The organism is Variovorax sp. Varisp36 (assembly GCF_047304235.1).
Taxonomy (GTDB): domain Bacteria; phylum Pseudomonadota; class Gammaproteobacteria; order Burkholderiales; family Burkholderiaceae_C; genus Variovorax.
Genome location: NZ_JBGLYU010000026.1, coordinates 44,320 through 69,827, shown reverse-complemented (window position 1 = coordinate 69,827; position 25,508 = coordinate 44,320). Strand labels below are relative to the sequence as shown.

The 25,508-nt window shown below is 65.0% G+C and carries 24 protein-coding genes and 1 other RNA gene; 9 read left to right on the top strand and 16 right to left on the bottom strand.

Going from position 1 to position 25,508, the window contains the following annotated elements; all coding sequences use genetic code 11:
* Positions 1-16: 16 nt before the first annotated feature.
* The 14 genes from ACCD11_RS16810 to gyrA all read right to left on the bottom strand — a co-directional run bounded on the left by ACCD11_RS16810 (position 17) and on the right by gyrA (position 15,745).
* Positions 17-1,318, bottom strand: coding sequence for a TRAP transporter large permease (locus ACCD11_RS16810; protein ID WP_413314750.1), 1,302 nt, complete (start codon positions 1,316-1,318; stop codon positions 17-19).
* On the bottom strand, positions 1,311-1,820 hold the full coding sequence (locus tag ACCD11_RS16805; protein WP_413314749.1) for a TRAP transporter small permease: 510 nt from the start codon (positions 1,818-1,820) through the stop codon (positions 1,311-1,313). Before ACCD11_RS16805 ends, ACCD11_RS16810 begins: the two co-directional genes overlap by 8 nt.
* 21 nt (positions 1,821-1,841) lie before the next feature.
* Complete coding sequence (locus ACCD11_RS16800; RefSeq protein ID WP_413314747.1) at positions 1,842-2,810, bottom strand: TRAP transporter substrate-binding protein; 969 nt, start codon at positions 2,808-2,810, stop codon at positions 1,842-1,844.
* A gap of 145 nt (positions 2,811-2,955) precedes the next feature.
* Positions 2,956-3,285, bottom strand: coding sequence for a ComEA family DNA-binding protein (locus ACCD11_RS16795; RefSeq protein ID WP_413314746.1), 330 nt, complete (start codon positions 3,283-3,285; stop codon positions 2,956-2,958).
* A 138-nt stretch (positions 3,286-3,423) separates the two neighbouring features.
* A complete protein-coding gene (gene lapB / locus ACCD11_RS16790; protein WP_413314745.1) occupies positions 3,424-4,593 on the bottom strand; it encodes a lipopolysaccharide assembly protein LapB in 1,170 nt (389 codons plus the stop codon).
* On the bottom strand, positions 4,583-4,918 hold the full coding sequence (locus tag ACCD11_RS16785) for a lipopolysaccharide assembly LapA domain-containing protein (RefSeq protein ID WP_007829364.1): 336 nt from the start codon (positions 4,916-4,918) through the stop codon (positions 4,583-4,585). The genes lapB and ACCD11_RS16785 overlap by 11 nt, the downstream gene beginning before the upstream one ends.
* Positions 4,919-4,976: 58 nt before the next feature.
* A complete protein-coding gene (locus ACCD11_RS16780) occupies positions 4,977-5,303 on the bottom strand; it encodes an integration host factor subunit beta (RefSeq protein ID WP_007829365.1) in 327 nt (108 codons plus the stop codon).
* A 78-nt stretch (positions 5,304-5,381) separates the two neighbouring features.
* The gene (rpsA, locus tag ACCD11_RS16775) at positions 5,382-7,070 is read right to left on the bottom strand and encodes a 30S ribosomal protein S1 (RefSeq protein ID WP_007829366.1); all 1,689 of its coding nucleotides are present in this window, start codon (positions 7,068-7,070) and stop codon (positions 5,382-5,384) included.
* A gap of 231 nt (positions 7,071-7,301) precedes the next feature.
* Positions 7,302-9,314: a bifunctional 3-phosphoshikimate 1-carboxyvinyltransferase/cytidylate kinase gene (locus ACCD11_RS16770; protein WP_413314743.1), complete on the bottom strand. Its 2,013-nt coding sequence runs from the start codon at positions 9,312-9,314 to the stop codon at positions 7,302-7,304.
* A gap of 1 nt (position 9,315) precedes the next feature.
* Entirely contained in the window at positions 9,316-10,206 is an 891-nt protein-coding gene (locus ACCD11_RS16765; RefSeq protein WP_007829368.1) for a prephenate dehydrogenase, read from the bottom strand.
* Between the two features lie 19 nt (positions 10,207-10,225).
* Positions 10,226-11,350, bottom strand: a complete 1,125-nt coding sequence (pheA, locus tag ACCD11_RS16760) for a prephenate dehydratase (RefSeq protein ID WP_413314741.1) — start codon at positions 11,348-11,350, stop codon at positions 10,226-10,228.
* A 24-nt stretch (positions 11,351-11,374) separates the two neighbouring features.
* Positions 11,375-12,505 carry a 3-phosphoserine/phosphohydroxythreonine transaminase gene (gene serC, locus ACCD11_RS16755; protein ID WP_413314740.1) on the bottom strand — a complete coding sequence of 377 codons (1,131 nt, stop codon included), beginning with the start codon at positions 12,503-12,505 and terminating at the stop codon, positions 11,375-11,377.
* Positions 12,506-12,512: 7 nt separating this feature from the next.
* Positions 12,513-13,103, bottom strand: coding sequence for a DUF2059 domain-containing protein (locus ACCD11_RS16750; protein ID WP_007829373.1), 591 nt, complete (start codon positions 13,101-13,103; stop codon positions 12,513-12,515).
* Entirely contained in the window at positions 13,100-15,745 is a 2,646-nt protein-coding gene (gene gyrA / locus ACCD11_RS16745) for a DNA gyrase subunit A (RefSeq protein ID WP_007829380.1), read from the bottom strand. Before gyrA ends, ACCD11_RS16750 begins: the two co-directional genes overlap by 4 nt.
* 224 nt (positions 15,746-15,969) lie before the next feature.
* Between gyrA and ompA the strand changes: the two genes are divergently transcribed.
* From ompA to ssrA, 4 genes are all read left to right on the top strand, one after another.
* Complete coding sequence (ompA, locus tag ACCD11_RS16740) at positions 15,970-16,620, top strand: outer membrane protein OmpA (protein WP_007829381.1); 651 nt, start codon at positions 15,970-15,972, stop codon at positions 16,618-16,620.
* Between the two features lie 132 nt (positions 16,621-16,752).
* Entirely contained in the window at positions 16,753-17,481 is a 729-nt protein-coding gene (ubiG, locus tag ACCD11_RS16735) for a bifunctional 2-polyprenyl-6-hydroxyphenol methylase/3-demethylubiquinol 3-O-methyltransferase UbiG (protein ID WP_413314739.1), read from the top strand.
* Positions 17,481-18,146: an HAD family hydrolase gene (locus ACCD11_RS16730; RefSeq protein ID WP_042672795.1), complete on the top strand. Its 666-nt coding sequence runs from the start codon at positions 17,481-17,483 to the stop codon at positions 18,144-18,146. The genes ubiG and ACCD11_RS16730 overlap by 1 nt, the downstream gene beginning before the upstream one ends.
* 12 nt (positions 18,147-18,158) lie before the next feature.
* Positions 18,159-18,543, top strand: a transfer-messenger RNA (tmRNA) gene (ssrA, locus tag ACCD11_RS16725).
* Positions 18,544-18,609: 66 nt separating this feature from the next.
* Here the strand turns inward: ssrA and ACCD11_RS16720 are convergent.
* Both ACCD11_RS16720 and ACCD11_RS16715 read right to left on the bottom strand, forming a co-directional pair.
* The gene (locus tag ACCD11_RS16720; protein ID WP_413314738.1) at positions 18,610-18,813 is read right to left on the bottom strand and encodes a hypothetical protein; all 204 of its coding nucleotides are present in this window, start codon (positions 18,811-18,813) and stop codon (positions 18,610-18,612) included.
* Positions 18,814-18,822: 9 nt separating this feature from the next.
* Positions 18,823-19,098 (bottom strand): hypothetical protein, encoded by a 276-nt coding sequence (locus ACCD11_RS16715; protein WP_007829385.1) that lies wholly within the window; start codon positions 19,096-19,098, stop codon positions 18,823-18,825.
* A 348-nt stretch (positions 19,099-19,446) separates the two neighbouring features.
* Here ACCD11_RS16715 and ACCD11_RS16710 point away from each other — a divergent pair, with 348 nt between their 5' ends.
* The 5 genes from ACCD11_RS16710 (at position 19,447) to ACCD11_RS16690 (ending at position 25,497) form a co-directional block, all read left to right on the top strand.
* Complete coding sequence (locus ACCD11_RS16710) at positions 19,447-21,018, top strand: class I SAM-dependent methyltransferase (RefSeq protein WP_237726042.1); 1,572 nt, start codon at positions 19,447-19,449, stop codon at positions 21,016-21,018.
* A 37-nt stretch (positions 21,019-21,055) separates the two neighbouring features.
* Positions 21,056-22,792, top strand: a complete 1,737-nt coding sequence (ggt, locus tag ACCD11_RS16705; RefSeq protein WP_413314737.1) for a gamma-glutamyltransferase — start codon at positions 21,056-21,058, stop codon at positions 22,790-22,792.
* A 61-nt stretch (positions 22,793-22,853) separates the two neighbouring features.
* Positions 22,854-23,603 carry a pseudouridine synthase gene (locus tag ACCD11_RS16700; RefSeq protein WP_007829390.1) on the top strand — a complete coding sequence of 250 codons (750 nt, stop codon included), beginning with the start codon at positions 22,854-22,856 and terminating at the stop codon, positions 23,601-23,603.
* Positions 23,604-23,693: 90 nt separating this feature from the next.
* Positions 23,694-24,701: a YncE family protein gene (locus ACCD11_RS16695; protein WP_007829392.1), complete on the top strand. Its 1,008-nt coding sequence runs from the start codon at positions 23,694-23,696 to the stop codon at positions 24,699-24,701.
* Positions 24,685-25,497 carry a polysaccharide deacetylase family protein gene (locus ACCD11_RS16690; RefSeq protein ID WP_413314736.1) on the top strand — a complete coding sequence of 271 codons (813 nt, stop codon included), beginning with the start codon at positions 24,685-24,687 and terminating at the stop codon, positions 25,495-25,497. Before ACCD11_RS16695 ends, ACCD11_RS16690 begins: the two co-directional genes overlap by 17 nt.
* Positions 25,498-25,508: the final 11 nt, after the last annotated feature.

Here is a 25,508-nt window from a genome sequence, read left to right as displayed (position 1 = left end):
GCGCCGCCCCGCGGTTTCAGGGCGCCATCTGCTGCGGCAGCCAGGTCACCAACTGCGGCACGAAGTAGATGATCAGCACGGCCGCGACCATCAGGAAGAACATCGGCAAGGTGACGCGCGCGATGTAGAGCAGATCCTTGCCGGTCATGCCTTGCAGCACGAACAGGTTGAAGCCCACGGGTGGCGTGATCTGCGCCATCTCGACCACCAGCACGACGAAGATGCCGAACCAGACCGGATCGATGCCGGCTGCCGTGACCGTCGGCATGATCACGCCCATGGTCAGCACCACCATCGAGATGCCGTCGAGGAAGCAGCCCAGCACGATGTAGAAGGCAGCCAGCGCCAGGATGAGCTGGAACTTCGACAGGCCCAGCGAGCCGATCCATTCGGCCAGGTGCCGCGGCAGGCCGATGTAGCCCATGGCCAGCGTGAGGAAGGCCGCGCCCGCGAGGATCAGCGCCATCATGCAGTACAGCCGCGTGGCTCCCAGCAACGCGTCCCTGAAGCTTTGCCAGGTGAGCGAGCCCTGCGCGCCCGAGATGATCATCGCGCCGACCACGCCCACGGCCGCCGCCTCGGTGGCGGTGGCGATGCCCGCATAGATGGAGCCGAGCACCGACAGGATGAGCAGGGCCACCGGGATCAGCGACATCGAGGCCTTGAGCTTTTCCATGAAAGGAAGCTTCGCGTCGGCCGGCGGGACGCGGTCGGGGTGGCGCAGCGCCCAGAACACGATGTAGCCCGAGAACAGCAGCGCAAGCATGATGCCCGGGATGACGCCCGCGATGAACAGCCGAGCGATCGATACGTCCGCGCTCACCCCGTAGACGATCATGATGATCGACGGCGGAATTAAGAGGCCGAGCGTGCCCGCGCCGGCCAGCGTGCCGATGACCATGTCGTCGGGGTAGCCGCGGCGCTTGAGTTCGGGCAGGCTCATCTTGCCGATGGTGGCGCAAGTGGCCGCGCTCGACCCGGAGACCGCGGCAAACACCGCGCAGCCCACCACGTTGGTGTGCAGCAGCCGGCCCGGCAGGCTTTGCATCCAGGGTGCGAGACCCTTGAACATGTCCTGCGAGAGACGGGTGCGAAACAGGATCTCGCCCATCCACACGAACAGCGGCAGCGCGGTGAGCGTCCAGCTCGAGGCCGATCCCCAGATGGTCACGGCCATGGCGTCGCCGGCTGAGCGCGACGAGAAGATCTGCATGGCGATCCATGCCACGCCCGAGAGCGTGAGGCCGATCCAGACGCCGCTGCCGAGGATCAGGAACAGCGCGGCGATCAGGAGGCCTGCGACGACGAGGTCACTCATGGCGAAGGGCCTCCGTCTCGACGGCCTTGGCGGGGCGGCCACGCCACTCGATCACGAGTTCGTCCAGCGACGCGACGGCAAAGACGATGGCGCCGAGCGCCATAGACAGTTGCGGCATCCACAGCGGGGTGGCGTCGTTGCCGGTGGAGATGTCGTGGAAGTCGAACGACTGCCAGGCAAGGCGCACGCTGTACCAGGCGAACAGCAGCGCGAGGAGCGCCGCGGCGGCCATCGCCCAGCGCTCGAGCCAGCGCTGCGCCGCGGGCGGCAGGGTCTGCAGCACCAGCGTCACGCGGATGTGCTCCCCGCGCTTGAGCGTGTGCGCGAGCGCCAGAAAGCCCGCGCCGGCCATCAGGTAGCCGGCGTAGGCATCGATGCCGGGAATGTTGAAGTGAAGCTGGCGGCCGAGGATGGACAGGAGGACCATCGCCAGCAGGGCGACCATGAAGAGCGCCGCCAATGCGGCGGCACTCGTGTAGAGAAGGTCAAGCGTCTTGCGCATCGGGTGCAGTTCGAGTCCGCCTCACATCTTCTTGTAGGCGTCGACGACGGCCTGGCCCTCGGCACCGGCCTTCTCGGTCCACTCCTTGAGCATGGTGTCGCCGACCTTCTTCATGTCGGCCTTGAGCTGTGCGGAGGGCACGTGCACCGTCATGCCGTTCTTCTTGAGCAGGTCGAGGTATTCGAGGTTCTTTTTCTTCGACAGGTCCCACCCGCGCTTCTCGGCCTCCCCCGCCGCTTTGAGCACCGCGTCCTGCGTGGGCTTGTCGAGCGCATCGAAGGCCTTCTTGTTCATGAGCACCGCGTTTTTCGGCAGCCAGGCCTGGGTGTCGTAGAAGTTCTTGATGTATTCGTAGGTCTTGGTGTCGTAGCCGGTCGACCCCGAGGACATGTACGACTCGATCACGCCCGTGGCCATGGCCTGCGAGAGCTCGGCCTGCTGCACCGTGACGGGCTGCGCGCCGACGAGTTCGCCGATGCGCGCGGTGGCGGGACTGTAGGCGCGCCACTTCACTCCCTTCAGGTCGGCGGCCGATGCAATTTCCTTCTTCACGAAGATGCCTTGCGGCGGCCAGGCGACCGTGTAGAGCAGCACGATGCCTTGCTCGGCCAGCTTCTTCTCGAGCACAGGCTTCTGTGCCTGGTAGAGCTTCCAGGCGGCGTCGTAGCTGTCGGCCAGGAAGGGGATGCCGTCGGCACCGAACAGCTGCCATTCGTTCTGGTAGTTCACGAGGAGGATCTCGCCGAGCTGCGCCTGGCCACCCTGCACTGCGCGCTTGATCTCGGGTGCCTTGAACAGCGAGGCATTGGCGTGCACCGTGATCTTGAGCTTGCCGCCGCTGCCCTTGTCCACGTCGCTCGCGAACTGGGTGACGTTCTCGGTGTGGAAGTTGCTCGCCGGGTAGGCGGTGGGCAGGTCCCACTTGGTCTGCGCGAAGGCTGCGGCGCCAAGGGTCAGGCCAGCGAGGGCGATGCCGAACTTGTGATTCATGAGCTCTCCGGAACGTATGAAAGTGAAAACGAAAACGAGCATACGAGCAAAATCCGGACCATCCCTGAGGCATTTCCCTGCCTTGGTGCATGCATGAAAAAAGCCGCCCACAGGCGGCTTGCTTGCTATAGGACCGGGTAGGAAATCAGGGCTTGGCGGCTTTGGCTACCTTGCCTGTCTTGCCTTCCTTGGGAGCGGCAGCTGCCGCTCCACCGAAGGCCTGGCCATTGACCGTCAGGCCTTCGGCTGACAGCTTGGCGGCCTTCTTTTCCTTGACGCCCTTCACGCGCTGCATGAGGTCGGGCCAGTCCTTGAACTCGCCTTCCTTGCGCGCGTCGAGAATGCGCTTGGACATGGAAGGGCCGACGCCCTTGACACCGTCGAGATCGGCGGCCGTGCCCTTGTTGACGTCGACGGCGGCGAACGAAACGACCGCGAACAGCATGGCCGTTGCGGCCAGGATTTTCTTGAACATGATGGGAACTCCCTTTGTCTTGTTGATATGACTGACAGCCGACAAGAGCGCCGGCCCAGGCTCAACGAGGCACAAAAGAAGCGCGTTGACCCGTGGAAGCCGCACCGGCCGCCACGTGACCATTGTTCAAAAATGTGATCAGAGTTCTTCGACGCGGCGCGGCGGATAGCTGTCCCAGGCCTGGCAGCCGGGGCAGTGCCAGAAGTACTGGTGCGCCTCGAAGCCGCAAGCAGCGCAGCGATAGCGCATGAGTGGCCGCGTAGCCTGGTCGAGCGCGCGCTGCACCTGCGGATGGAATTGCTGGTGTTCGAAGTGTTCGCCCGCGAGCCAGCGCGAGGCAGCGACCAGCGAGGGCTGCTGTGCAAGATGCGCGATGTAGCCATCGCGCGGCGTGGGATTGGGTTCTTCGGCGGTGGCGGTCGGTGTGCCGCCGAGCGCCATCAGTGCTTCGAGCACGTCGATCGACGGCGACTCCACGTAGCGGCGTTGCAGCAGCGCGAGCGCCTCGCCTTGGCGGTGCGCGGCCACGGCGGCCTGCTGCAGTGTGGCCGCATAGAGCGGCAGCGCCAGCGGTGCTGTGTCGCTCAGGGCCACGAGCGTGTCGAAGGCCGCGGCCGCTTCGCCTTTGCGCAACTGCAGGTTGGCTGTGTCGATGGCGGGGCGCGGTGCTTGCGGCGCAAGTCCAACGGCCTGCGCGAGCAGCTTCGCCGCGCTCGACAGGTCGCCTGCCGCCACGCGCTCGGTCGCCTGCTCGCAGAGGTGATGCGCGCGGCGCGTGCTGTAGCTGGCCTGGTCGGACTCGTCGAGCTTCTGCGCTACGTCGGCGGCCTGCGCCCATTCGCGCGAGCGCTCGTAGATGGCCAGCAGAGACAGCCGCGCCTCGTTCTCGTAGCGCGTGCCTTCGAGCTTCTGCAGTGCGGCTTCGGCGCGGTCGAGCAGGCCGGCGCGCAGGAAGTCCTGTGCCAGCGCGTGCTGCGCGCGTTCGCGGTCGCTGCGGCTCAGGTCGCCTCGGCCCAGCAGGTGCTCGTGCACGCGCACCGCGCGCTGGTACTCGCCGCGGCGGCGAAAGAGGTTGCCGAGCGCGAAGTGCAGCTCCTGCGTGTCGGGGTCGTTCTGCACGGCCTCGATGAAGGCGTCGATGGCCTGATCCTGCTGCTCGTTGAGCAGGAAGTTGAGGCCGCGGAAGTAGGCCTTGGGTGCTTGCCTGTTTTCGAGCTTGAGCTGGCGGATGTCGAAGCGCGATGCGAGCCAGCCCAGCACGAAGGCGACGGGCAGGCTGATCAACAGCCAGCTGGGATCAAAGTCCATGTTGACGTACGGCGGGAAGGTCGGTGGCGGAGATGGACGGCGCCGATGCAGGAGTGCTCGTGGCGACCGACGGCGCGGATGGCTGGGCCTCGGAGGCGGCGGGCAGTTGCGCCGCTGCGGTGCGATGCTTCCACCAGCCCGGCAGCATGCCGAGCGCGCCCACCACGAGCCCGCCGGCGAAGGCCGCGAGCACCACGAGCACCAACGGCGCGCGCCAGTAGGTGCCGAAGAAGAAATAGACGGTTGCGTCGTGCTGGTTGTTCAGCGCGAAAGCAAAGAGCGTAAAAAAAATGGCTGCCTTGAGCAGCCACAGGAGGTATTTCATGCACGTTCCCGTTGGCGGGACGATTCTACGTTTTGCGGCCGTCGGGACGGGCCGCGGGTCAGGCCTTGCGGCCCTTGGTTTCCTTGCCGGCGTCGAGCTCCGCGGTGCGTGCATCCACGGCCTCGCGCAGCGCCTTGCCGGGCTTGAAGTGCGGCACACGTTTCTCGGGGATCTGCACGCTCTCGCCCGAACGCGGATTGCGGCCGATGCGCGGCGGACGCCGGTTGACCGAGAAGCTGCCGAAGCCGCGGATCTCGATGCGGTGCCCGCGCACCAGCGCGTCGCTCATCGCGTCGAGGATGGTCTTGACGGCGTATTCGGCATCGCGGTGCGTGAGCTGTGCAAAGCGCGCTGCGAGTTCTTCGACAAGGTCTGAGCGGGTCATAGGCCGAACATAAACGAAAAACGTGGACGAAAAAAAAGACAGAGCGGCCCCAGGGCCTGCTCTGTCTTCGGACTCAGCTTACTTGCTGTCGTTGTTGTCGAGCTTGGCGCGCAGCAGGGCGCCCAGGCTCGTCGTGCCCGCGTTTTCGCGTGCCGACTGCTGGCTCAGGCTGGCCATGGCGCCTTGTTCGTCGACCATGTCCTTCTGCTTGATCGACAGCTGGATGTTGCGGGTCTTGCGATCCACATTCACGACGATGGCGGTGACTTCGTCGCCTTCCTTGAGCACGTTGCGGGCATCTTCGACGCGGTCGCGCGAGATTTCCGAAGCACGCAGGTAGCCGATGATGTCTTCGCCGAGGTCGATTTCAGCGCCGCGGGCGTCCACGGTCTTGACCTTGCCGGTCACGATCTGGCCCTTGTCGTTCACGGTGGTGAACGTGGTGAACGGGTCGCTGTCGAGTTGCTTGATGCCCAGCGAGATGCGCTCGCGGTCGACATCCACAGCCAGCACGATCGCTTCGACTTCCTGGCCCTTCTTGTAGTTGCGAACGGCGGTTTCGCCGGCTTCGTTCCACGAGAGGTCCGAGAGGTGAACCAGGCCGTCGATGCCGGCAGCCAGACCCACGAACACGCCGAAGTCGGTGATCGACTTGATCGGGCCCTTGACGCGGTCGCCACGCTTGGTGTTTTGCGCGAACTCTTGCCACGGGTTGGCCTTGCACTGCTTCATGCCCAGGCTGATGCGGCGCTTGTCTTCGTCGATCTCGAGGACCATGACTTCGACTTCGTCGCCCAGCGAGACGATCTTGTTCGGAGCGATGTTCTTGTTGGTCCAGTCCATTTCGGAGACGTGCACCAGGCCCTCGATGCCGGGTTCGAGTTCGACGAACGCGCCGTAGTCGGCAATGTTCGTGACCTTGCCGAACAGGCGGGTCGATTGCGGGTAGCGGCGCGAAACGCCCATCCACGGGTCGTCACCCATTTGCTTGAGACCCAGCGAGACACGGTTCTTCTCGGTGTCGAACTTGAGGATCTTGGCGGTGATTTCCTGGCCGGCCTGAACGACTTCGCTCGGGTGGCGAACACGGCGCCATGCCATGTCGGTGATGTGCAGCAGGCCGTCGATGCCGCCGAGGTCCACGAACGCACCGTATTCGGTGATGTTCTTGACCACGCCGCGCACGACTGCGCCTTCCTTCAGCGTTTCCATCAGCTTGGCGCGTTCTTCGCCCATGCTGGCTTCGACCACGGCACGGCGCGACAGCACGACGTTGTTGCGCTTGCGGTCGAGCTTGATGACCTTGAATTCGAGGGTCTTGTTCTCGTACGGGGTCAGGTCCTTGATCGGACGCGTGTCGATCAGCGAGCCCGGCAGGAATGCGCGGATGCCGTTGACGAGCACCGTCAGGCCGCCCTTGACCTTGCCGCTGGTGGTACCGGTGACGAAGTCGCCCGATTCCAGGGCCTTCTCCAGGGCGAGCCACGAAGCCAGACGCTTGGCGGTGTCGCGCGAGAGGATGGTGTCGCCGTAGCCGTTTTCAACGCTGCCGATGGCAACGGAAACGAAATCGCCGGCCTGGACTTCGAGTTCGCCCTTGTCGTTCTTGAACTCTTCGATCGGCACATACGCTTCGGACTTCAGGCCGGCGTTGACCACGACGTGGTTGTGTTCGACACGCACGACTTCGGCCGTGATGACCTCGCCGGTGCGCATTTCGGAACGCTTCAGGGACTCTTCGAATAGGTCGGCAAAAGATTCAGACATTTATGGTTCCTTCCGTCATGCAGGGTTGGCAGGCGCTCATGCGAAATTGCGTGCGGCTGCTGTGGGTCTGTAGACGGCGGTTGGTTGTGGGCATGAGCCCGGTTGGTTGAACAACCAGCAGGCCGGTGCGCTGTCGCGCGGAAGGAGCCTGCCGGAGCGGTAGGCGCCAACCCGGAAAACCCGGTTGGCGCGAGCCCCTCAAGCGGACTTGAAGAGCTGCACTTCAACCGCTCAAGCGGGCTTGAACGGTTGAATTTCTTGCCACCAGTTCAACACCGTGTCGATCGATTGTTCGATTGACAGCTGGGAGTTGTCGAGGTGGCGAGCGTCTTGCGCCGGCTTCAGAGGTGCCACGCTTCGGGAAGAGTCCCGGGCGTCGCGTGCTTCCAAGTCGGAGCGAAGACTGTCGAGTGTAGTCGAAATACCCTTTGAAATCAACTGCTTATGGCGCCGTTCGGCACGCTGGGCGGCGCCGGCCGTGAGGAACACCTTGAGCTCCGCATCGGGGAAGATCACGGTGCCCATGTCGCGTCCGTCGGCCACCAGGCCGGGCAGGCGGCGGAAGCGGTGCTGCAGGTCCTGCAGCGCCTCGCGCACGGCGGGCAGCGCGGAGACACGCGAGGCGTCCATGCCGGCGGCTTCGGTGCGGATGTCGTCGCTTACGTCTTCCCCGTCCAGCAGCACCTTTCCCTCGGTGAACTGCAAGGGCAGCGCGGCGGCGAGGGTGGCGATCTGCGGTTCGTTCGCGGCATTGGCGTCCAGGCCGGCGCGGCGCATGGCGAGGCCGGTCACGCGGTACAGCGAGCCCGAATCGAGGTAGTGGTAGCCCAGCAGGCGCGCCACTTCGGCGGCCAGCGTGCCCTTGCCGGAGGCGGTCGGGCCGTCGATGCAGATCACCGGCACCTCGGCGGCCTCGGCCACCGAGAACAGGGTCTCGAAGTAATCGGGGAAGGTCTTGGCGACGCAGTGCGGATCGAGGATGCGCACCGGCACGCCGGCCGGGTTGAAGGCCGCGAGCGAGAAGCACATGGCCACGCGGTGATCGTCGTAGGTGCGGATGCTTGCCGGTAGCCAGCCGGACTGCGCCAGCGGGTGCACGCGGATGAAGTCGGGGCCCGCTTCGACGGCGGCGCCAAGCTTTTTCAGCTCGTTGGCCATGGCGTCGATGCGGTCGGTTTCCTTCACGCGCCAGCTCGCGATGTTGCGCAGCGTGCTCGGGCCGTCGGCGTAGAGTGCCATCACGGCCAGCGTCATCGCGGCGTCGGGGATGTGGTTGGCGTCGAGGTCGATGGCCTTGAGCGGCCACGCCCCGCGGCGTACTTCGAGCCAGTTCGGGCCGCTGTCGACCAGCGCACCCATCTGGCGGGCGGCGTCGATGAAGCGGATGTCGCCTTGGATCGAATCGGCGCCCACGCCCTCGATCCGGATGCCGTTCCTGCCCGAGACGCCCGTTGCGATGGCGCCCAGTGCTATGAAATAGCTAGCGGAGGAGGCATCGGCCTCGACGTGGATGTCGCCCGGCGAGCTGTAGCGGCTGCCTGCGGGAATGGTGAAACGCTCCCAGCCGTCGCGCTGCACCTGGATGCCGAAGCGCGCCAGCAGGTTCAGCGTGATCTCGATATAGGGCTTGGAGATCAGCTCGCCGATCACCTCGATCACGATGTCGTCGGCTGCCGCAAGCGGCAGCGCCAGCAGCAAGGCAGTGAGGAACTGGCTCGATACGTCGCCGCGGACGCGGATCGGCGCATCGAGCGCGAGTTCGCCGTGCGGCACGGGGTGGATGCGCAGGGGCGGGTAGCCGGGGTTGCCGAGATAGTCGATGCGGCAGCCAAGCTGGGTCAGTGCATCGACGAGGTCGCCGATCGGGCGCTCGTGCATGCGCGGCACGCCGCTGAGCTCGAACTCACCGCCCAGCAGCGACAGCGCCGCGGTCAGCGGGCGCATCGCGGTGCCGGCATTGCCGAGGAACAGCGGCAGCAGCGTTTCGTTGGGCTTCAGCTTCCCGCCCAGGCCGGTGATGCGCAGCGCGCTGCCCGCAGGGTCGATGCCGCAGCCGAGCGCGCGCAGGGCGTCGAGCATCACGCGCGTGTCGTCGGAGTCCAGCAGGTCGTGGATCGTGGTGGTGCCGCTCGCGAGCGCAGCGAGCAGCAGCACGCGGTTGGAAATGCTCTTGGAGCCCGGCAGCCGGACCGTGCCGGCCGCGCCTGCGAGAGGCGGGAGATCGAGGAAGGCCGTCGAGAACATCTCAGTTGTCCTGCTGCTGCGACGAGGTGTCGGTGGCCGGCTTCCAGGCCGCGCGGGTCTTGCTGGCGGCGGCGATGGATTGCTCCAGTGCCTGCAGGTCGCCTGCGGTCATCAGTGCTTCAAGGTCTTCCAGCGCCTTGCGGAAGGCCTTCGACTGCTGCAGCACCTGTTCGCGGTTGGCCAGCAGCACATCGCGCCACATGACGGGGTCGCTCGCGGCAATGCGCGAGAAGTCGCGAAAGCCTGGGCCCGCGAGGCTCAGGAACCGGTCGCCCTGCGGCTGGCTGGCGATGGCGTTGGTGTACGCGAAGGCCAGCAGGTGCGGCAGGTGGCTCACGGCGGCGAAGGCGGCGTCGTGCTCGTCGTGCGTCATGGTGACGACATGCGCGCCGATGCCGCTCCATGCCTGCGAGGCCCGCTGCACATTGGAGCGCAGCGTGGTCTTGACGGGCGTCAGCACGACCTGGCGGCCGGTGAAAAGCGAAGCCTCTGCATGCTCGATGCCCGAGAGCTCCTTGCCGGCAATCGGATGCGCCGGCACGAAGTTCGCGAACTGCTTCTGCAGACCGTTGCGTGCGGCCTCGATCACGTCGCCCTTGGTCGAGCCCACGTCCATCACGAGCGTTTCGCTCGATATGCCATGGCGGATGGCCTTGAATGTGGCTTCCGACGCCGCCACCGGCACCGCCAGCAGCACGATGTCGGCGCCCGATACCGCCAGCAACGCCGAAGGCGCCACCACGTCGATCACGCCCAGCTGGCGCGCCCGCTCGGTGGTGGAGGGCGACTTGCTGTAGCCCACCACGCGTTTCACCAGTTTCGCGCGCTTGAGTGCGAGCGCAAACGAGCCGCCCATCAGGCCGCAGCCGATCAGTCCCAGTTGTTCGAACATGCTTCTGCTTGCCTGCCGCTCAGGCCTTGACGGGATAGGCGCCCAGCACCTTGTAGAAGGCGCAGAGTCCGCGCAGTTCGGCCAGCGCCGCGGCCACGTTGGGCTGCGAAGGGTGACCGTCGAGGTCGATGTAGAAGTAGTACTCCCACTGGCCGGTGCGCGCGGGACGCGACTCGAAACGCGTCATTGACACGTTGTTGGCCTTCAGCGGCACCAGCAGGTCGTGCACCGCGCCGGGCCGGTTGGGCACCGAGACGATCAGGCTCGTGCAGTCACGGCCCGAGGCCGGTGGCATGGCCAGCGTCTGCGGCAGGCAGATCACCGAGAAGCGGGTGCGGTTGTACGAGTCGTCCTGGATGGCATGCGCCACGATGTGCAGGCCGAAGCGGGTGGCAGCGCGTTCGCCGGCCAGCGCGGCCCAGGCCGGGTTGGTCGCCGCGAGGCGGGCGCCTTCGGCGTTGCTCGATACGGCGCGCCGCTCGGCGTTGGGCAGGTGCTTGGACAGCCAGGTCTGGCATTGCGCGAGCGCCTGTGGATGGGCCAGCACGGCCTCGATGCCTTCGAGCGAATTGCTGCTGCGCAGCAGGTGGTGGCGCACCAGCAGGCTGACTTCACCGACCACGTGGGTGGGCGAATGCAGGAACAGGTCGAGCGAGCGCGTGACCACGCCTTCGGTCGAGTTCTCGACGCCGACGACGCCGTACTGGGCGCTGCCCGCGGCGGTGGCGTGGAACACCTCGTCGAAGCTGGCGCAATAGATCAGGTCGGCGGCGCCGCCGAAATACTCGATGGCCGCCTGCTCGCAGAAAGTGCCTTCGGGGCCGAGAACGGCCACGCGTTGCGGCGATTCGAGCGCCAGGCAGGCCGACATGATTTCGCGCCAGATGGCCGCCACATGGAGATCCTTGAGCGGACCGCCATTGCTTTTCTTCATCTTCTCGATGACCTGCGCCACGCGGTCGGGGCGGAAGAACGGCGTGCCCTCGCGCTTCTTCACCTCGCCGACCAGTTCGGCAACGTGGGCTCGTTCGTTGAGCAGGCTCAGCAGCTGCTGGTCGAGCGAGTCGATCTGCACGCGCAGATCGGCCAGGCTTTCTGATTTATCGGAAGGAGAAGAGGGCGTTGTGGGTGTGGAGGCGGTCATCGTGCGAGCAGCTAGGGCATGCGCCTAGGCATGCGATCGCTCGAATTCTCGCATGTAGCTCACAAGTTCCTGTACGCCTGCCAGCGGCATGGCGTTGTAGATGCTTGCACGCATGCCGCCCACCGACTTGTGGCCCTTGAGCTGCAGCAGCCCGGCCTCGCGCGCGCCGGCCAGGAAAGCTTCGTTGCGGCTTTCGTCCGCCAGGAAAAACGGCACGTTCATGCGCGAGCGGCAGCCGGGGTCGATGCGGTTGGCATAGAAGTCGGAGCCGTCGATGAAACCGTACAGCAGCTTCGCCTTGGCGATGTTGCGCTGCTCCATGGCGGCGATGCCGGTGTGCGTGCCTTCGGTCTGCTGCAGCAGCCATTGGAACGTGAGCCCCGCCATGTAGATGCCCCAGGTCGGCGGGGTGTTGTACATGGAGTTGTTGTCGGCCACGGTCTTGTAGTTGAACGCGCTCGGGCAGATCTCGAGCGCGTGGCCCAGCAGATCGTCGCGCACGACCACGATCGTCAGGCCGGCGGGACCGAGATTCTTTTGTGCGCCGCCGAAGGCAAGGCCCACGCGGCCCCAGTCGACGCTGCGCGAAGCAACGTGCGAGGAAAAATCGATGACCAGCGGGGCATTGCTGCCGAGCGCGGCCAGGTCGGGCAGTTGCTGGAATTCGATGCCGTTGATGGTCTCGTTGGAGCATACGTGCACGTACGAGGCATCCTTGGAGAGTTGCCAGGTCGACGGATCGGGCAGCTTCGTATGCTGGTCCTCGGCATTGCTGGCGGCCACGCGCGCCGTGCAATAGCGCTGCGCTTCCTTGTGCGACTTGATGCTCCAGCTGCCGGTGAGGACGAAATCGGCGGTTTTGCCGCGCGACAGGTTCATCGGCACGATGGCGTTTTCGCCAAGGCCGCCACCCTGCATGAACAGGATGTGGAAATGCGAAGGCACGGCCAGCAGCGTGCGGAAGTCGGCTTCGGCCTGCGTGCAGATGGTGCCGAATTCCTTGCCGCGATGGCTCATTTCCATCACGCTCATGCCGCTGCCCTGCCAATCGAGCATTTCGGCGGCGGCGCGTTGCAGCACCGCCTCCGGCATGGCAGCCGGACCGGCCGAGAAGTTGTAGGGGCGCTTGCCGGCCGGCGTCTGCTGCTGGGTCACGTTGCTTTTACTTCTTGGCTGGAGCCTTGGCAGGTGCCTTGGCGGGAGCGGAACCTTGGGCAGCACCGTCGGTCGGCGCGCCGAGTGCCTTGGCGACGGCGGTGTCGAGTGCGCGCATCTTGGGTTCGACCGAGGCGCGCGTGTCGGACACGAGCTTTTCCGTCAGTGCGGTCTGCATCTTCGGGTTCAGGTCCTGGTACTTCTTGCTCAGGGGCGAGTTGATCCAGGCCAGCAGCTGCTTGAGTTCGTCTTCGTTGAAGTTCTGCTCCAGCAGCGGGGTGAGGGCGCCTGGGGCCAGTTGAATGGCCTTGTCGCGAACGATCGGATAGGTCTCGTCGAAGTACTTCTTCAGTTCGGCGTCGGCAGCCTTGGCGGCGGCTTCGCGCTTGGCTTCAGGCACTTGCGTCTGGAGGTACTGCGAACCCGCCTGTGCGATCGGAGCGCTCGATTGCTCGACCAGGCCGCGTGCCAGCGATTCGATGCCGGGGCGCTGGATGTCGATGAACTGCTTGATGAGCGTGGCCTTGTCCTGGGCCATGGCGGCCATCGAACTGCCAGCCAGGGCGACCGTCAGAAGCGCGAGTTTGATTTTTTTCACTGAGGATTCTCCGTTGAAGATGAGGAAGTACCGTCCGCGTCAGGCTCGGTTTCGCCATTCGCGTCGTTTTCGACGATACGTTGTAGCCCGCTGAGTTTGGCGCCTTCGTCGAGCCCGATCAGCGTAACGCCTTGCGTTGCGCGACCAAGTTCGCGAATTTCGGCAACCCGGGTGCGCACCAGCACGCCCTTGTCGGTGATGAGCATGATCTCATCATCCGCATGCACCAGAGTGGCGGCAACGACCTTGCCGTTGCGCTCACTCTGTTGAATCGCGATCATGCCTTTGGTTCCCCGGCCGTGGCGGGTGTATTCGGTAATGCTTGTCCGCTTTCCGTAACCATTTTCCGTGGCGGTGAGCACGCTTTGCTGCTCATCCTCGGCCACCAGCATGGCGATCACGCCCTGGCCCGGCTCCAGCGACATGCCGCGCACGCCGCGGGCGTTGCGGCCCAGCGGCCGGACGTCTTCCTCGTCGAAGCGCACGGCTTTTCCGTTGTCGCTGAAGAGCATCACGTCGTGCTTGCCGTCGGTGAGTGCCGCGCCGATCAGGTAATCGCCTTCATCGAGGTTCACGGCAATGATGCCGCCTTTGCGCGGGTTGTTGAACTCGTCGAGCGCCGTCTTCTTGACCGTGCCCATCGAGGTTGCCATGAATACGTATTGGTCGGCCGGGAAGTTGCGCTTATCGCCGGTCAGGGCGAGGGCGACGTTGATCTTCTCGCCTTCCTGCAGCGGGAACATGTTGACGATGGGGCGTCCGCGCGAGCCGCGTGAACCCGCCGGCACTTCCCACACCTTGAGCCAATACAGCCGGCCGCGGTTCGAGAAGCACAGGATGTAGTCGTGCGTGTTGGCGATGAAAAGCTGGTCGATCCAGTCGTCTTCCTTCGTGGCCGTGGCCTGCTTGCCGCGACCACCGCGTTTTTGTGCGCGGTACTCGCCCAGCGGCTGGCTCTTGATGTAGCCGCTGTGCGAGAGCGTGACGACCATGTCGGTCGGCGTGATCAGGTCTTCGGTCGAGAGGTCGTAGGCGCTGTGCTCCACCAGGCTGCGGCGCGCGCCGGTCTTCGACTGGCCGAACTCCTGCTTGATGGTGCCGAGTTCTTCGCCAATGATGGTCGAGACGCGTTCGGGCTTGGCGAGGATGTCGAGCAGGTCGTCGATCTCGGCCATCACGTCCTTGTATTCGGCGACGATCTTGTCCTGCTCGAGGCCGGTCAGGCGCTGCAGGCGCATCTGCAGGATTTCCTGGGCTTGCGTTTCCGACAGGCGGTAGAGGCCGTCGCCGCCCATGCCGAACTCGCGCTCGAGGCCTTCGGGGCGGTAGTCGTCCGCGTTGATCACGCCGCCGTCGGCGCGCGTGCGCGTGAGCATTTCGCGCACCAGCTTGCTGTCCCAGCTGCGGGTCATCAGCTCGGCCTTGGCAACGGGTGGCGTGGGCGATTCGCGGATGATGCGGATGAATTCGTCGATGTTGGCGAGCGCCACCGCCAGGCCTTCGAGCACGTGGCCGCGTTCGCGGGCCTTGCGCAGCGTGAAGACGGTGCGGCGCGTGACCACTTCGCGGCGGTGCTGCAGGAATACCTGGATCAGGTCCTTCAGGTTGCACAGCTTGGGCTGGCCGTCTACCAGCGCCACCATGTTGATGCCGAAGGTGTCCTGCAGCTGCGTCTGCTTGTAGAGGTTGTTGAGCACCACCTCGGGCACTTCGCCGCGCTTGAGCTCGATCACCAGGCGCATGCCCGACTTGTCGGACTCGTCCTGGATGTGGCTGATGCCTTCGATCTTCTTCTCGTGCACCAGCTCGGCCATGCGTTCCTGCAGCGTCTTCTTGTTGACCTGGTAGGGGAGCTCGTCGACGATGATCGCCTGGCGCTGGCCGCGGTCGATGTCCTCGAAGTGGCACTTGGCGCGCATCACGACCTTGCCGCGGCCGGTGCGGTAGCCGTCCTTCACGCCGTTGATGCCGTAGATGATGCCGGCGGTGGGGAAGTCGGGCGCCGGCACGATTTCCATCAGCTCGTCGATGCTGGCTTCGGGGTTGCGCAGCAGGTGCAGGCAGGCGTCGACAACCTCATTCAGGTTGTGCGGCGGGATATTGGTGGCCATACCGACCGCAATACCGCCGGAGCCATTGACCAGCAAATTCGGCAACTGGCTGGGCAGCACTTTCGGTTCTTTTTCCGAACCGTCGTAATTGTCCTGAAAGTCGACAGTTTCCTTATCGATATCGGCCAGCATTTCGTGCGCAATTTTGGCCAGCCGGATTTCCGTATACCGCATTGCGGCCGCGTTGTCTCCATCGACCGACCCGAAGTTGCCCTGGCCGTCGACCAGCATGTGGCGCATCGAGAAATCCTGGGCCAGTCGCACGATGGTGTCGTAGACCGACTGGTCGCCGTGCGGGTGATATTTACCGATCACGTCACCGACGATACGGGCCGACTTCTTGTATGGCCGGTTCCAATCGTTGTTGAGCTCATGCATCGCGTACAGCACGCGCCGGTGCACGGGCTTGAGGCCATCGCGGGCGTCGGGGAGCGCTCGGCCCACGATCACGCTCATGGCGTAATCGAGATAGCTGCTGCGCATTTCCTCTTCGAGACTGATGGGCAGGGTTTCTTTTGCGAAGGAGGTCATGAGCAAGGGGCTGGCGGCAGGAAGGCGAAATTTTACGCTGTGAGGGGTGTCGCACCGCCGCAACACAAGCGGCCTATTCCGCCTCCGTCCTACGCTTCCGGGCTGTCCAGCGGCCTGTTTGCCAAAGACCCTATGGCACAATCGCCTCAACGTTTTGGGTGGTGGTCACTTAAAGCGTCCTTGATTCGCAGCGCGGCTGCGGCTTTTTCCCCAAGAGGAGAACCATGAAGAAACTGAATAAAGTGGCGATGATGTTTGCAGTCGCTGCGCTCGCCACTGCCGCCGGCGCGCAGACCCGTGTCACCGCTGCGGACGGCGGTCCTACGATCGACAACTGGCAAAACGGCACCGGCGAACTGGTTTGGAAGAACGGCACGAACGAACTGTGCTGGCGCGATGCCAACTGGACGCCGGCTACGGCTGCCGCTGGTTGCGACGGCGCTCTGGTTCCTGCTGCTCCGGCTGCTGTTGCTCCGACCCCTGCTGCTCCGGCCGCACCGGCCGCGCCGCAAGTCGCTGCCAACAAGGTGACCTTCGCTGCTGACGCCTTCTTCGACTTCGACAAGTCGGTTCTGAAGCCCGAAGGTCGCGCCAAGCTGACCGACCTGGTCGAGAAGATCCGTGGCGTGAACCTCGAAGTCATCATCGCTGTGGGCCACACCGATTCGATCGGTACGGACGCCTACAACCAGCGTCTGTCGGTGCGTCGCGCCGAAGCCGTCAAGGCCTTCCTGGTCTCGAAGGGCATCGAACGCAACCGCGTCTACACCGAAGGCAAGGGCGAGAAGCAGCCTGTGGCTGACAACCGCACCAAGGAAGGCCGCGCCAAGAACCGTCGCGTGGAAATCGAAGTGGTCGGCACTCGCGCCAACTAATCAATCGATTCCATCGATCATGAAAACCCCGCCTAGGCGGGGTTTTTTTATGGCCGTCGAATTCGCGATTGATCCTTTGTCGGCAAAGCCGACACGGTGCTTATCGGTCATTGCTCGTTTCATAATCGCTGTATGACAGAAAACGTGAATGCGGATCCCGCCGAACTGGCCAAGTTTTCAGAGCTCGCACATCGTTGGTGGGATTTGGAGAGCGAATTCCGCCCGTTGCATGAAATCAATCCGCTGCGCCTGGACTGGATTGACGGAATTGCGCCAATTTCGCAGCGCCGCGTGCTTGATATCGGCTGCGGCGGCGGCATCCTGGCCGACTCGATGGCTCGCAAGGGTGCCGAGGTGCTGGGCATCGACCTTGCGGGCAAGGCGCTCAAGGTCGCGCAACTGCATGCGCTCGAGGCCGGCACCCGCGGAGTGAAGTACCGCGAAATCAGTGCTGAGGCGCTGGCCGCCGAACAGCCCGGTAGCTTTGATGTCGTCACCTGCATGGAGATGCTCGAGCATGTGCCGCAGCCAGCCTCGGTGATCCAGGCCTGCTCAGCGCTCGTCAAGCCGGGGGGTTGGGTGTTCTTCTCGACGATCAACCGCAATCTGAAGTCGTTCATGTTTGCGATCGTGGGCGCCGAGTACGTCCTCGGCATGCTGCCGCGCGGGACCCACGAATATGCAAAGCTGATCCGGCCCAGCGAACTGGCCGGCTACTGCCGCGCGGCGGGCTTGGATCTGCGGCACACCCGCGGCATGGAGCACAACCCGTTGACCCGGCGCTACTGGCTCAGCGGCGACACCAGCGTCAACTACATGTTCGCCACGCAGAAGCCGGCCTCGCCGGATCCAAGGAAATGATGGGCGCGCAGACGCGGGCCGTGCTGTTCGACCTCGACGGCACGCTGATCGACAGTGCGCCCGATCTGGGTGCTGCAGCCGACAAGATGCGCACCGATCGCGGCCTCCATTCATACCCGCTGGAGCGCTACCGCCCCATGGCCGGAGCAGGCGCGCGCGGCATGCTCGGTATCGCTTTCGGCATCACGCCGGATTCGCCCGAGTTCAATGAGCTGCGCGAAGAGTTCTTCGTGGCTTATGAGCGCCGCATGCTGCTCAACACGCAGGTATTCGACGGTATCCAGGCGCTGATCGAGGCGCTGCGCGAGCTTGGGTTGCTGTGGGGCGTCGTCACCAACAAGTCGATGCGCTTTACCGATCCGCTGACGCGCGCCATTCCGCTTTTCGCGAGTGCGGGCGCGGTAGTGAGCGGCGACACCACGCCATTTGCGAAGCCGCATCCCGAGCCCTTGCATGAGGCGGCGCGCCGGCTCGGCGTGCCATCGGAGGCATGTGTCTACGTCGGCGACGACGAGCGCGACATCATCGCGGGCCGGGCTGCGGGCATGCGCACGGTTGCGGCGACCTATGGCTACATGGGGCCGCAGGCCGATTCGACGCTCTGGCAGGCGGATGCTTCAATCTCTTCGCCCCTTGAGCTCTTGAAGTTACTCAATAGAGCCTAAAATGTGAGGCTTGGGGCTGCACTGGTTTCGACGTGGGTTCGGAGTCGCAGCGGGGCATGTCGAGCTGAATGCGCTCGTAAAACAGATTCAAACAAACTAACTGCAAACGACGAACGTTTCGCACTCGCTGCTTAATTGCCAGTGAGCCTTGCAACAGTTGGCCGATGGGCTGGGCAAGGGGGTCTGGAGCAATCCTGACCTCCCGGCTGCAAGGATAATTACATGGGCTGGCTCCGATCCGGGTACCTTGGGTCGGGGCGAGAAAATAGGGTGCTGGCGTCCGGTTTAGCGTGTGACTGCGCGACTCCGGAAGCGAGACTCAAATCAGATCACTAAACATGTAGAACTGCGCGATGAAGGCTTGCGGACGGGGGTTCAAATCCCCCCAGCTCCACCACATTTCTCAACGCGGGCCTCACTGAACAAGGGCTTGCAGATGCTGGACCATGTCCAGCGCCCAGACTCAGTTGCACTGGAACAGGACGCCCTGTTCTGCAGGCGCCTTGCCGAGCCAGCGCGGCGTCTTGCTTCGCGCGTCGCAATAGTCCGAGGCTTGTACGTATGTCTTGGCCCGCAGCACGCCGTCGCGAACCTGCGTCACTTCGTTGGGGGGTGTCGAGCAGCCGGTGAGGACCAAGGCAAGCGGAAGCAGTGTGCGCCAATTCATCGGGTCATTCTAAGACCGGCGATCGCTGGAGCCGGGCCCGCGCTCGGGGTAGAGATACTTGAAGTATTCACCGGACTTGCCGAACAACTGGTGCGCCAACCGCACGGGATCTTCACTCTTGTGCTTCTCGTAGAGCACAGGCCCCCAGATGATGAAGCCGTCGATGCTGAGGCTTCTCGGCGAAGGCTCGATGGCCTTCCACGCGTGCGCGAACTTCGAGATCCAGGCCAGCGCTTCCTTGAGCGCGTGGTTGGGCGCAGCGGTTGTTTCTTCGGTCAGAGACATGGCAGGTATCCTTTCTGAAAAGACTGTATAAATATACAGTAAACTGTGTCCCAGCCGAAATTTCTCCTTGACGGGTAACCGTCCCCCGCTGGTCAACCTGTGCGGGGACCTCGATGCATGCCAAGCAGAGAGGCTTTCAAGCCCAGCCCTCGCGGCTGGGCTTTTTTCTGTGCCATTCGCGCGGCCTGCGCGGGCTCGTTTTTTTTGCCCGAACGCGGGCTATAGTCGGCCAGCGTTGTCACATTGCATTTGCTGCAATCCATCGCTGCCCGCGGTGCCCGTACCAAGGCACTGCCGCTTGCCCAGATCCCGAAAAGGACGCCCGTGCCGGATTCGCTGACTTCAGAGTTGACCACTTACTACGACACGGTGCCCTATGACTCGCATCCGTTTCCACAGTCGGCAATGGAGCATCTGGAAGCGCTGGCATTTCTCTTCGGGCTCGATGTTCCGTCCCCTGCAACGGCCCGCGTGCTGGAGCTCGGCTGCGCGGCCGGCGGCAACCTGATTCCCTTTGCGGCGCGCCACCCCGAGGCTTCTGCGATCGGCGTCGACCTCTCGACGGTGCAGGTGGCGCAGGGCATGGCGGCCATCGGGCGCGCCGGGCTGTCGAACATCGAGCTCAAGGCCTTCAACCTTGCGGACATCGACGCCTCGTTCGGCCAGTTCGACTACATCGTGTGCCACGGCGTCTACAGCTGGGTGCCGGGCCCGGTGCAGGACGCGATCCTGCGCATCTGCTCGGAGAACCTCGCGCCGAGCGGCGTGGCCTATGTGAGCTACAACGTGTACCCCGGCTGGAAGGCGCGCGAGATCGTGCGCGACGCAATGATCCTGCGCGGTGGCCCACGCGATACGCCCGACGAAAAGCTGTCCTATGCACGCGGCATGCTCGATTTCCTCGAGCAGTCGGCCCGCGCCGACAGCGTGCTCAAGAAGACGCTCGAGGAGGCGATGCCGATCGTGCGCAGCGCCAACAGCTCGTACCTGCTGCACGAGTTCCTCGAGCCCTGCAACGCCCCGTGCTATTTCAAGGAGTTCGTGGCGCGCGCGAACGTTCACGGCCTCGCCTACCTGGCCGATGCGGAGCCGTCGACGATGTTCGTGCAGAACTACGGCGACAAGGTGCGCGATCCGCTGCTGCGCGAATGCGGCGGCAGCCAGGTCATGATGGAGCAGTACCTCGACTTCCTGGTCAATCGCACCTTCCGCCAGACCCTGCTGGTCAAGCAGGAGCAGGCCAGGCATATCCGCTACAAGCTGGAGCCCGCGCGCATCCGTTTGCTCGAGTTCGCCGGCGTCTTCAAGGCCGACGGCGGCGAGGCGCTCACGCTCGATGCCCGCGAGCAGCCGTGCAGCGCGATCCAGGGCCGCAAGGTCACGCTGCGGGTACCGGTGCACAAGGCGGTGGCGCATCTGCTCGACATGCGTTATCCGGCGTCGATGTCGGTCCCGGCCCTCATCGAGGCCACCTCCGCGCTCACGGCGCAGCCGCCCGCCGAAGTCGAGGCGGCCGTGCTGGCCATGCTCGAGGAGCTGCTGATCCTCGGCGCCCTGCGCATCCGCCGCACTGCGGTGCCGGCGGCCGACGCGATTTCCGACCGGCCGCGGGTCCTGCCCGCTGTTCGGGGTGCTTCCGGCCTTGCGTCAGGCGCCGGTGCCACAGCCAACACCTGCAATCAATGGCACGAGCCCGTGGTGCTGACGCTGCTCGAGCGAAGCCTGCTGCCGCTGCTCGACGGCACACACTCGCACGACGCCCTGGCTGAGCATCTCGAAGCGGAAGTGCGCAGCGATCGCCTGCGCTTCGTCAAGGACGACAAGCCGCTGACCGACCCGCCGGCAGTCAAGGAATTCGCCCGCCAGCAGGTCGCGCTGGCGCTCGACGCCCTGCGCCGCAAGGCACTGCTGACGGCCTGAACTTCATTCTTCATCACGCCCAAGAGGAGACTTTCACATGCAACAAATCCAATGGACCCCGAAGCTGCGCGCTGCCGTCGCCGCGGTGCTCGCGCTGGCGGCCGCCGGCGCGGCGAATGCCGCGTCGGTGGCGCCCGTCGCATCCGAGCACGGGATGGTCGTGAGCGCGCAGCACCTGGCCAGCAAGGTCGGTGTCGACGTGCTCAAGCGCGGCGGCAACGCGGTCGATGCGGCGGTGGCCGTGGGTTATGCGCTGGCGGTGGTGTATCCGGCCGCCGGCAATCTCGGCGGCGGCGGCTTCATGACTGTGCAGCTGGCCGATGGCCGCAAGACCTTCCTCGACTTCCGCGAGAAGGCGCCGCTGACCGCCACGGCCAATATGTACCTCGACAAGGACGGCAACGTCATCAAGGGCCTGAGCACCAACGGGCACCTCGCCGTGGGCGTGCCGGGCTCGGTCTCCGGCATGGAGTACGCGCGCGAAAAGTACGGCACGATGAAGCGCGCCGACCTGATCGCCCCGTCGATCCAGCTGGCCGACAAGGGCTTCGCGCTGGAGCAGGGCGACATCGACATGCTGCTCACGGCCACCAACGATTTCAAGAAGGACCCCGTCTCCGGCGCGATCTTCCTCAACAAGGGCGAGCCTTTCGCCGTCGGCCAGAAGCTGGTGCAGAAAGACCTCGCCAGGACGCTGAAGGAAATCAGCGCCAAGGGCACCGAGGGGTTCTACAAGGGCTGGGTGGGCCAGGCCATCGTGGCTTCCAGCCAGGCCGGCAAGGGCATCATCACGCAGGCCGACCTCGACCAGTACAAGACGCGCGAACTCGCGCCGGTCGAGTGCGACTACCGCGGCTACCGTGTGGTGTCGGCGCCGCCGCCCAGCTCGGGCGGCGTGATCATCTGCGAGATGCTCAACATCCTCGAGGGCTATCCGCTCAAGGACCTGGGCTTCCGCTCGGCGCAATCGGTGCACTACCAGATCGAAGCCATGCGCCATGCCTACGTGGACCGCAACAGCTACCTGGGCGACCCCGACTTCGTGAAGAACCCGCTCGAGCGACTGCTCGACAAGGGCTACGCCGAGAAGATCCGCGCCGCCATCGACCCGAAGAAGGCCGGCGTCTCGAAGGACATCAAGCCCGGCGTGGCGCCGCATGAAGGCAGCAACACCACCCACTATTCGATCACCGACCAGTGGGGCAACGCGGTGTCGGTCACCTACACGCTGAACGACTGGTTCGGCGCCAAGGTCACGGCTGCCAAGACCGGTGTGCTGCTGAACAACGAGATGGACGACTTCACCGCGAAGGTGGGTGTGCCCAACCTCTACGGCCTGGTGCAGGGCGAGGCCAACAAGATCGAGCCGGGCAAGCGCCCGCTGAGCTCGATGAGCCCGACCATCGTGTCGAAGGACGGCAAGCCGGTGTTCGTGGTCGGCACGCCGGGCGGCAGCCGCATCATCACGGCTGTGCTGCACACCATCCTGAACGTCGTCGACTACGGAATGAACGTGCAGGAGGCCGTCGACGCGCCGCGCTTCCACCAGCAGTGGCTGCCCGACGTCACCAACGTCGAGACCTTCGCGCTGAGCCCCGACACGCGCAAGATCCTGACCGACATGGGCCACAACCTGGGCGTGCCGCAGCCGGCCAACCACCTGGCGGCGATCATCGTCGGTGCGCCATCCCTTGGCGGCAAGCCGGTCGGCGCCAACCGCTTCTATGGCGCCAACGACCCCCGCCGCAACACCGGCCTGGCCGCCGGCTACTGATACTGCGGCAAACTAGAAGGCGGTCGTGCCCTTGTCGGCACGGCCGCTTTTTTCATTTTTCATGCACCTGCAAGACATCCTCTACACCCAAGGCTTCGGCACGCGCCGCGTGTGCGCGGGCCTGGTCCAGCAAGGCCACGTGACCGTCGCGGGCCAGGCCGTGACCGACCCCTTTGCCGATCTCGATCCCGACGGCCTGCTTTTCACCGTCCAGGGCACCGCGTGGGCGTACCACGAGAAGGCCTATCTGATGCTGCACAAGCCGGCCGGCACCGAGTGCTCCCAGAAGCCCTCGACCTACCCGAGCATCTACACGCTGCTGCCGTCGCCGCTGCGCCTGCGCCCCAACAAGGGGGCGGTGCAGGGCGTGCAGGCGATCGGCCGGCTCGACCAGGACACCACCGGCCTGCTGCTGATGACCGACGACGGTCAGTTCATCCACAAGATGGGTTCGCCCAAGCATCATGTGCCGAAGGTCTATGAAGTGACGGCCAAGCACCCGGTGGACGAAGCGCAGATCGCGAAGCTGCTGGCCGGCGTCGTGCTCGACGACGACCCGAAGCCCGTGCGCGCGGCCGCTTGCGAATCCGACAGCCCGCTGCACCTGCGGCTCACGCTTACCGAGGGCAAATACCACCAGGTCAAGCGCATGCTGGCGGCGGTCGGCAACCGGGTCGAGGGACTGCATCGTTCGCGCATCGGCGACCTGGCGCTGCCCGGCGACCTGGCGCCGGGGCAGTGGCGGTGGCTGACGGCCGAAGAGGTCGCGGCGCTGCGCGCGCCGGCCAAGCCGGCGAAACCGGCGAAATAGAGGGGAAAAGCGAGCGAAAGAGCGTATTCCCGGTCAGCCAGCCATAAGACCTGGCCGTTAAGATTCGCAGCTCTCTCTCGGAACCTTCCCTTGCGACTCCCTGCTCGACCGAACGGCCGCACCGCGGCCTTCCTGCTTTCCTGTCTGACGGCCCTGGCGGCACACACCGCTGCTGCCGCGCCGGCCGAACCTCCGCCGATCTTCGTGCTCAACTCGCTGGATGCCAACGTGAGCGTGATCAATCCGGTCGACTGGACGGAAAAGCAGCGCATCGCCACCGGCAAGGAGCCGCACCACCTCTACATGACGCCCGACGAGAAATCGGTCATCGTGGCCAACTCGGCGGGCGATTCGCTGACCTTCCTGAACCCCCGCACGGCCGAAGTGCAGCGCGTGGTCTACGGCATCATCGATCCGTACCAGCTGCAGTTCTCGCGCGACATGAAGTGGTTCGTCACGGCGGGCAACCGCCTGAACCACGTCGACATCTACCGCTGGGACGGGAAAGACCTGAAGCTGGCCAAGCGCATCGCCAGCGGCAAGACGCCCAGCCACATCTGGATCGACAACACCAGCACCATCGCCTACGTGACGATGCAGGACAGCGACGAGATGATCGCCATCGACCTGCCGACGCAGACCGTCAAGTGGCGCACCGCCACCGGCACCATGCCGGCCGACATCTTCGGCGTGCACAACGACAAGACCCTGCTGGTGGGGCTGACCGGCAGCGACGGCGTGCAGGTGTTCGACGTGGCCGGCGCCGAGCCGAAGCTGGTCGGCAAGATCCCCACCGGCAAGGGCGCCCACGCCTTCCGTTCGGCCGGCGACGGCAAGAGCGTGTTCGTGAGCAACCGCGTGGCCAACAGCATCAGCCGGATCGACCTGGCGACGCTGAAGGTCATCGCGAACTATCCCGTGCCCGGTGGCCCCGACTGCATGGACGTCTCGGCCGATGGCAAGACGCTGTACGTGACTTCGCGATGGGCCAAGAAGCTCAGCGTGGTCGACCTGGCCAGCAACAAGGTCGTGCGCCAGGTCAACGTCGGCCGTTCGCCGCACGGTGTCTGGACGCTCGATCATGGCAAGCGCATCTAGCCGCATCGGCGCGGCCCTCGCGTTGTCGCTGGCCGGGGCCCTGGCGCCCGTGGCCTGGGGCGCGCAGCCGGGCGCCACCTGCGAAAAGCCCGTGTACCTGACCTTCGACACCGGCCACATGGGCGTCGCCCCGCTGGTGGCCGACGTGCTCAAGCGGCAGGACGTGCGCGTCACCTTCTTCGCCGCCGCCGAGCGCACCCAGACCGACGGCGACAGCCTCGACGACCATTGGGCGCCGTGGTGGAAGGCGAGGGCGGCCGAGGGCAACGAGTTCGGCTCCCACACTTACGACCACGCGTACTGGCGCGCCGACGTCAAGGGCGCGCCGCCGAGCTTCCGCATCAAGCCTTCGGCCGGCCCGCAGGACGGCAAGGAATCGACCTGGAGCGCGGCCGAGTACTGCGCCAACATCCGCAAGTCGTCCGACCGCCTGGCCGCCATCACGGGCAAGAAACCGCTGCCGCTGTACCGCGCGCCGGGCGGCAAGACGTCCCCCGCGTTGCTGGCCGCCGCCGAGGGCTGCGGCTACAAGTACGTCGGCTGGGCACCCGCCGGCTTCCTCGGCGACGAACTGCCGAGCGAGAAGTTCAGCAACGCCAGGCTGCTGACGCAGGCGCTCGACACCATTCGCCCTGGCGACATCCTGCTCGCGCACCTGGGCATCTGGTCGCGCAAGGACCCGTGGGCGCCGGCCAACCTCGAGCCGCTGATCGTCGGTCTCAAGGCCAAGGGCTTCTGTTTCCAGACGCTGCGCCAGCATCCGGACTTCCGCGCCTGGATCGCATCCCACCCCTGACCGAGTTGCCG

Bases quoted from the DNA above. Each gene is read 5' to 3' on its own strand.
- ACCD11_RS16810 (WP_413314750.1), bottom strand. From the start codon at position 1,318: ATGAGTGACCTCGTCGTCGCAGGCCTCCTGATCGCCGCGCTGTTCCTG.
- ACCD11_RS16805 (WP_413314749.1), bottom strand. From the start codon at position 1,820: ATGCGCAAGACGCTTGACCTTCTCTACACGAGTGCCGCCGCATTGGCG.
- ACCD11_RS16800 (WP_413314747.1), bottom strand. From the start codon at position 2,810: ATGAATCACAAGTTCGGCATCGCCCTCGCTGGCCTGACCCTTGGCGCC.
- ACCD11_RS16795 (WP_413314746.1), bottom strand. From the start codon at position 3,285: ATGTTCAAGAAAATCCTGGCCGCAACGGCCATGCTGTTCGCGGTCGTT.
- lapB (WP_413314745.1), bottom strand. From the start codon at position 4,593: ATGGACTTTGATCCCAGCTGGCTGTTGATCAGCCTGCCCGTCGCCTTC.
- ACCD11_RS16785 (WP_007829364.1), bottom strand. From the start codon at position 4,918: ATGAAATACCTCCTGTGGCTGCTCAAGGCAGCCATTTTTTTTACGCTC.
- ACCD11_RS16780 (WP_007829365.1), bottom strand. From the start codon at position 5,303: ATGACCCGCTCAGACCTTGTCGAAGAACTCGCAGCGCGCTTTGCACAG.
- rpsA (WP_007829366.1), bottom strand. From the start codon at position 7,070: ATGTCTGAATCTTTTGCCGACCTATTCGAAGAGTCCCTGAAGCGTTCC.
- ACCD11_RS16770 (WP_413314743.1), bottom strand. From the start codon at position 9,314: ATGTTCTCGACGGCCTTCCTCGATCTCCCGCCTCTCGCAGGCGCGGCC.
- ACCD11_RS16765 (WP_007829368.1), bottom strand. From the start codon at position 10,206: ATGTTCGAACAACTGGGACTGATCGGCTGCGGCCTGATGGGCGGCTCG.
- pheA (WP_413314741.1), bottom strand. From the start codon at position 11,350: ATGACCGCCTCCACACCCACAACGCCCTCTTCTCCTTCCGATAAATCA.
- gyrA (WP_007829380.1), bottom strand. From the start codon at position 15,745: ATGACCTCCTTCGCAAAAGAAACCCTGCCCATCAGTCTCGAAGAGGAA.
- ompA (WP_007829381.1), top strand. From the start codon at position 15,970: ATGAAGAAACTGAATAAAGTGGCGATGATGTTTGCAGTCGCTGCGCTC.
- ubiG (WP_413314739.1), top strand. From the start codon at position 16,753: ATGACAGAAAACGTGAATGCGGATCCCGCCGAACTGGCCAAGTTTTCA.
- ACCD11_RS16730 (WP_042672795.1), top strand. From the start codon at position 17,481: ATGGGCGCGCAGACGCGGGCCGTGCTGTTCGACCTCGACGGCACGCTG.
- ACCD11_RS16720 (WP_413314738.1), bottom strand. From the start codon at position 18,813: ATGAATTGGCGCACACTGCTTCCGCTTGCCTTGGTCCTCACCGGCTGC.
- ACCD11_RS16715 (WP_007829385.1), bottom strand. From the start codon at position 19,098: ATGTCTCTGACCGAAGAAACAACCGCTGCGCCCAACCACGCGCTCAAG.
- ggt (WP_413314737.1), top strand. From the start codon at position 21,056: ATGCAACAAATCCAATGGACCCCGAAGCTGCGCGCTGCCGTCGCCGCG.
- ACCD11_RS16700 (WP_007829390.1), top strand. From the start codon at position 22,854: ATGCACCTGCAAGACATCCTCTACACCCAAGGCTTCGGCACGCGCCGC.
- ACCD11_RS16690 (WP_413314736.1), top strand. From the start codon at position 24,685: ATGGCAAGCGCATCTAGCCGCATCGGCGCGGCCCTCGCGTTGTCGCTG.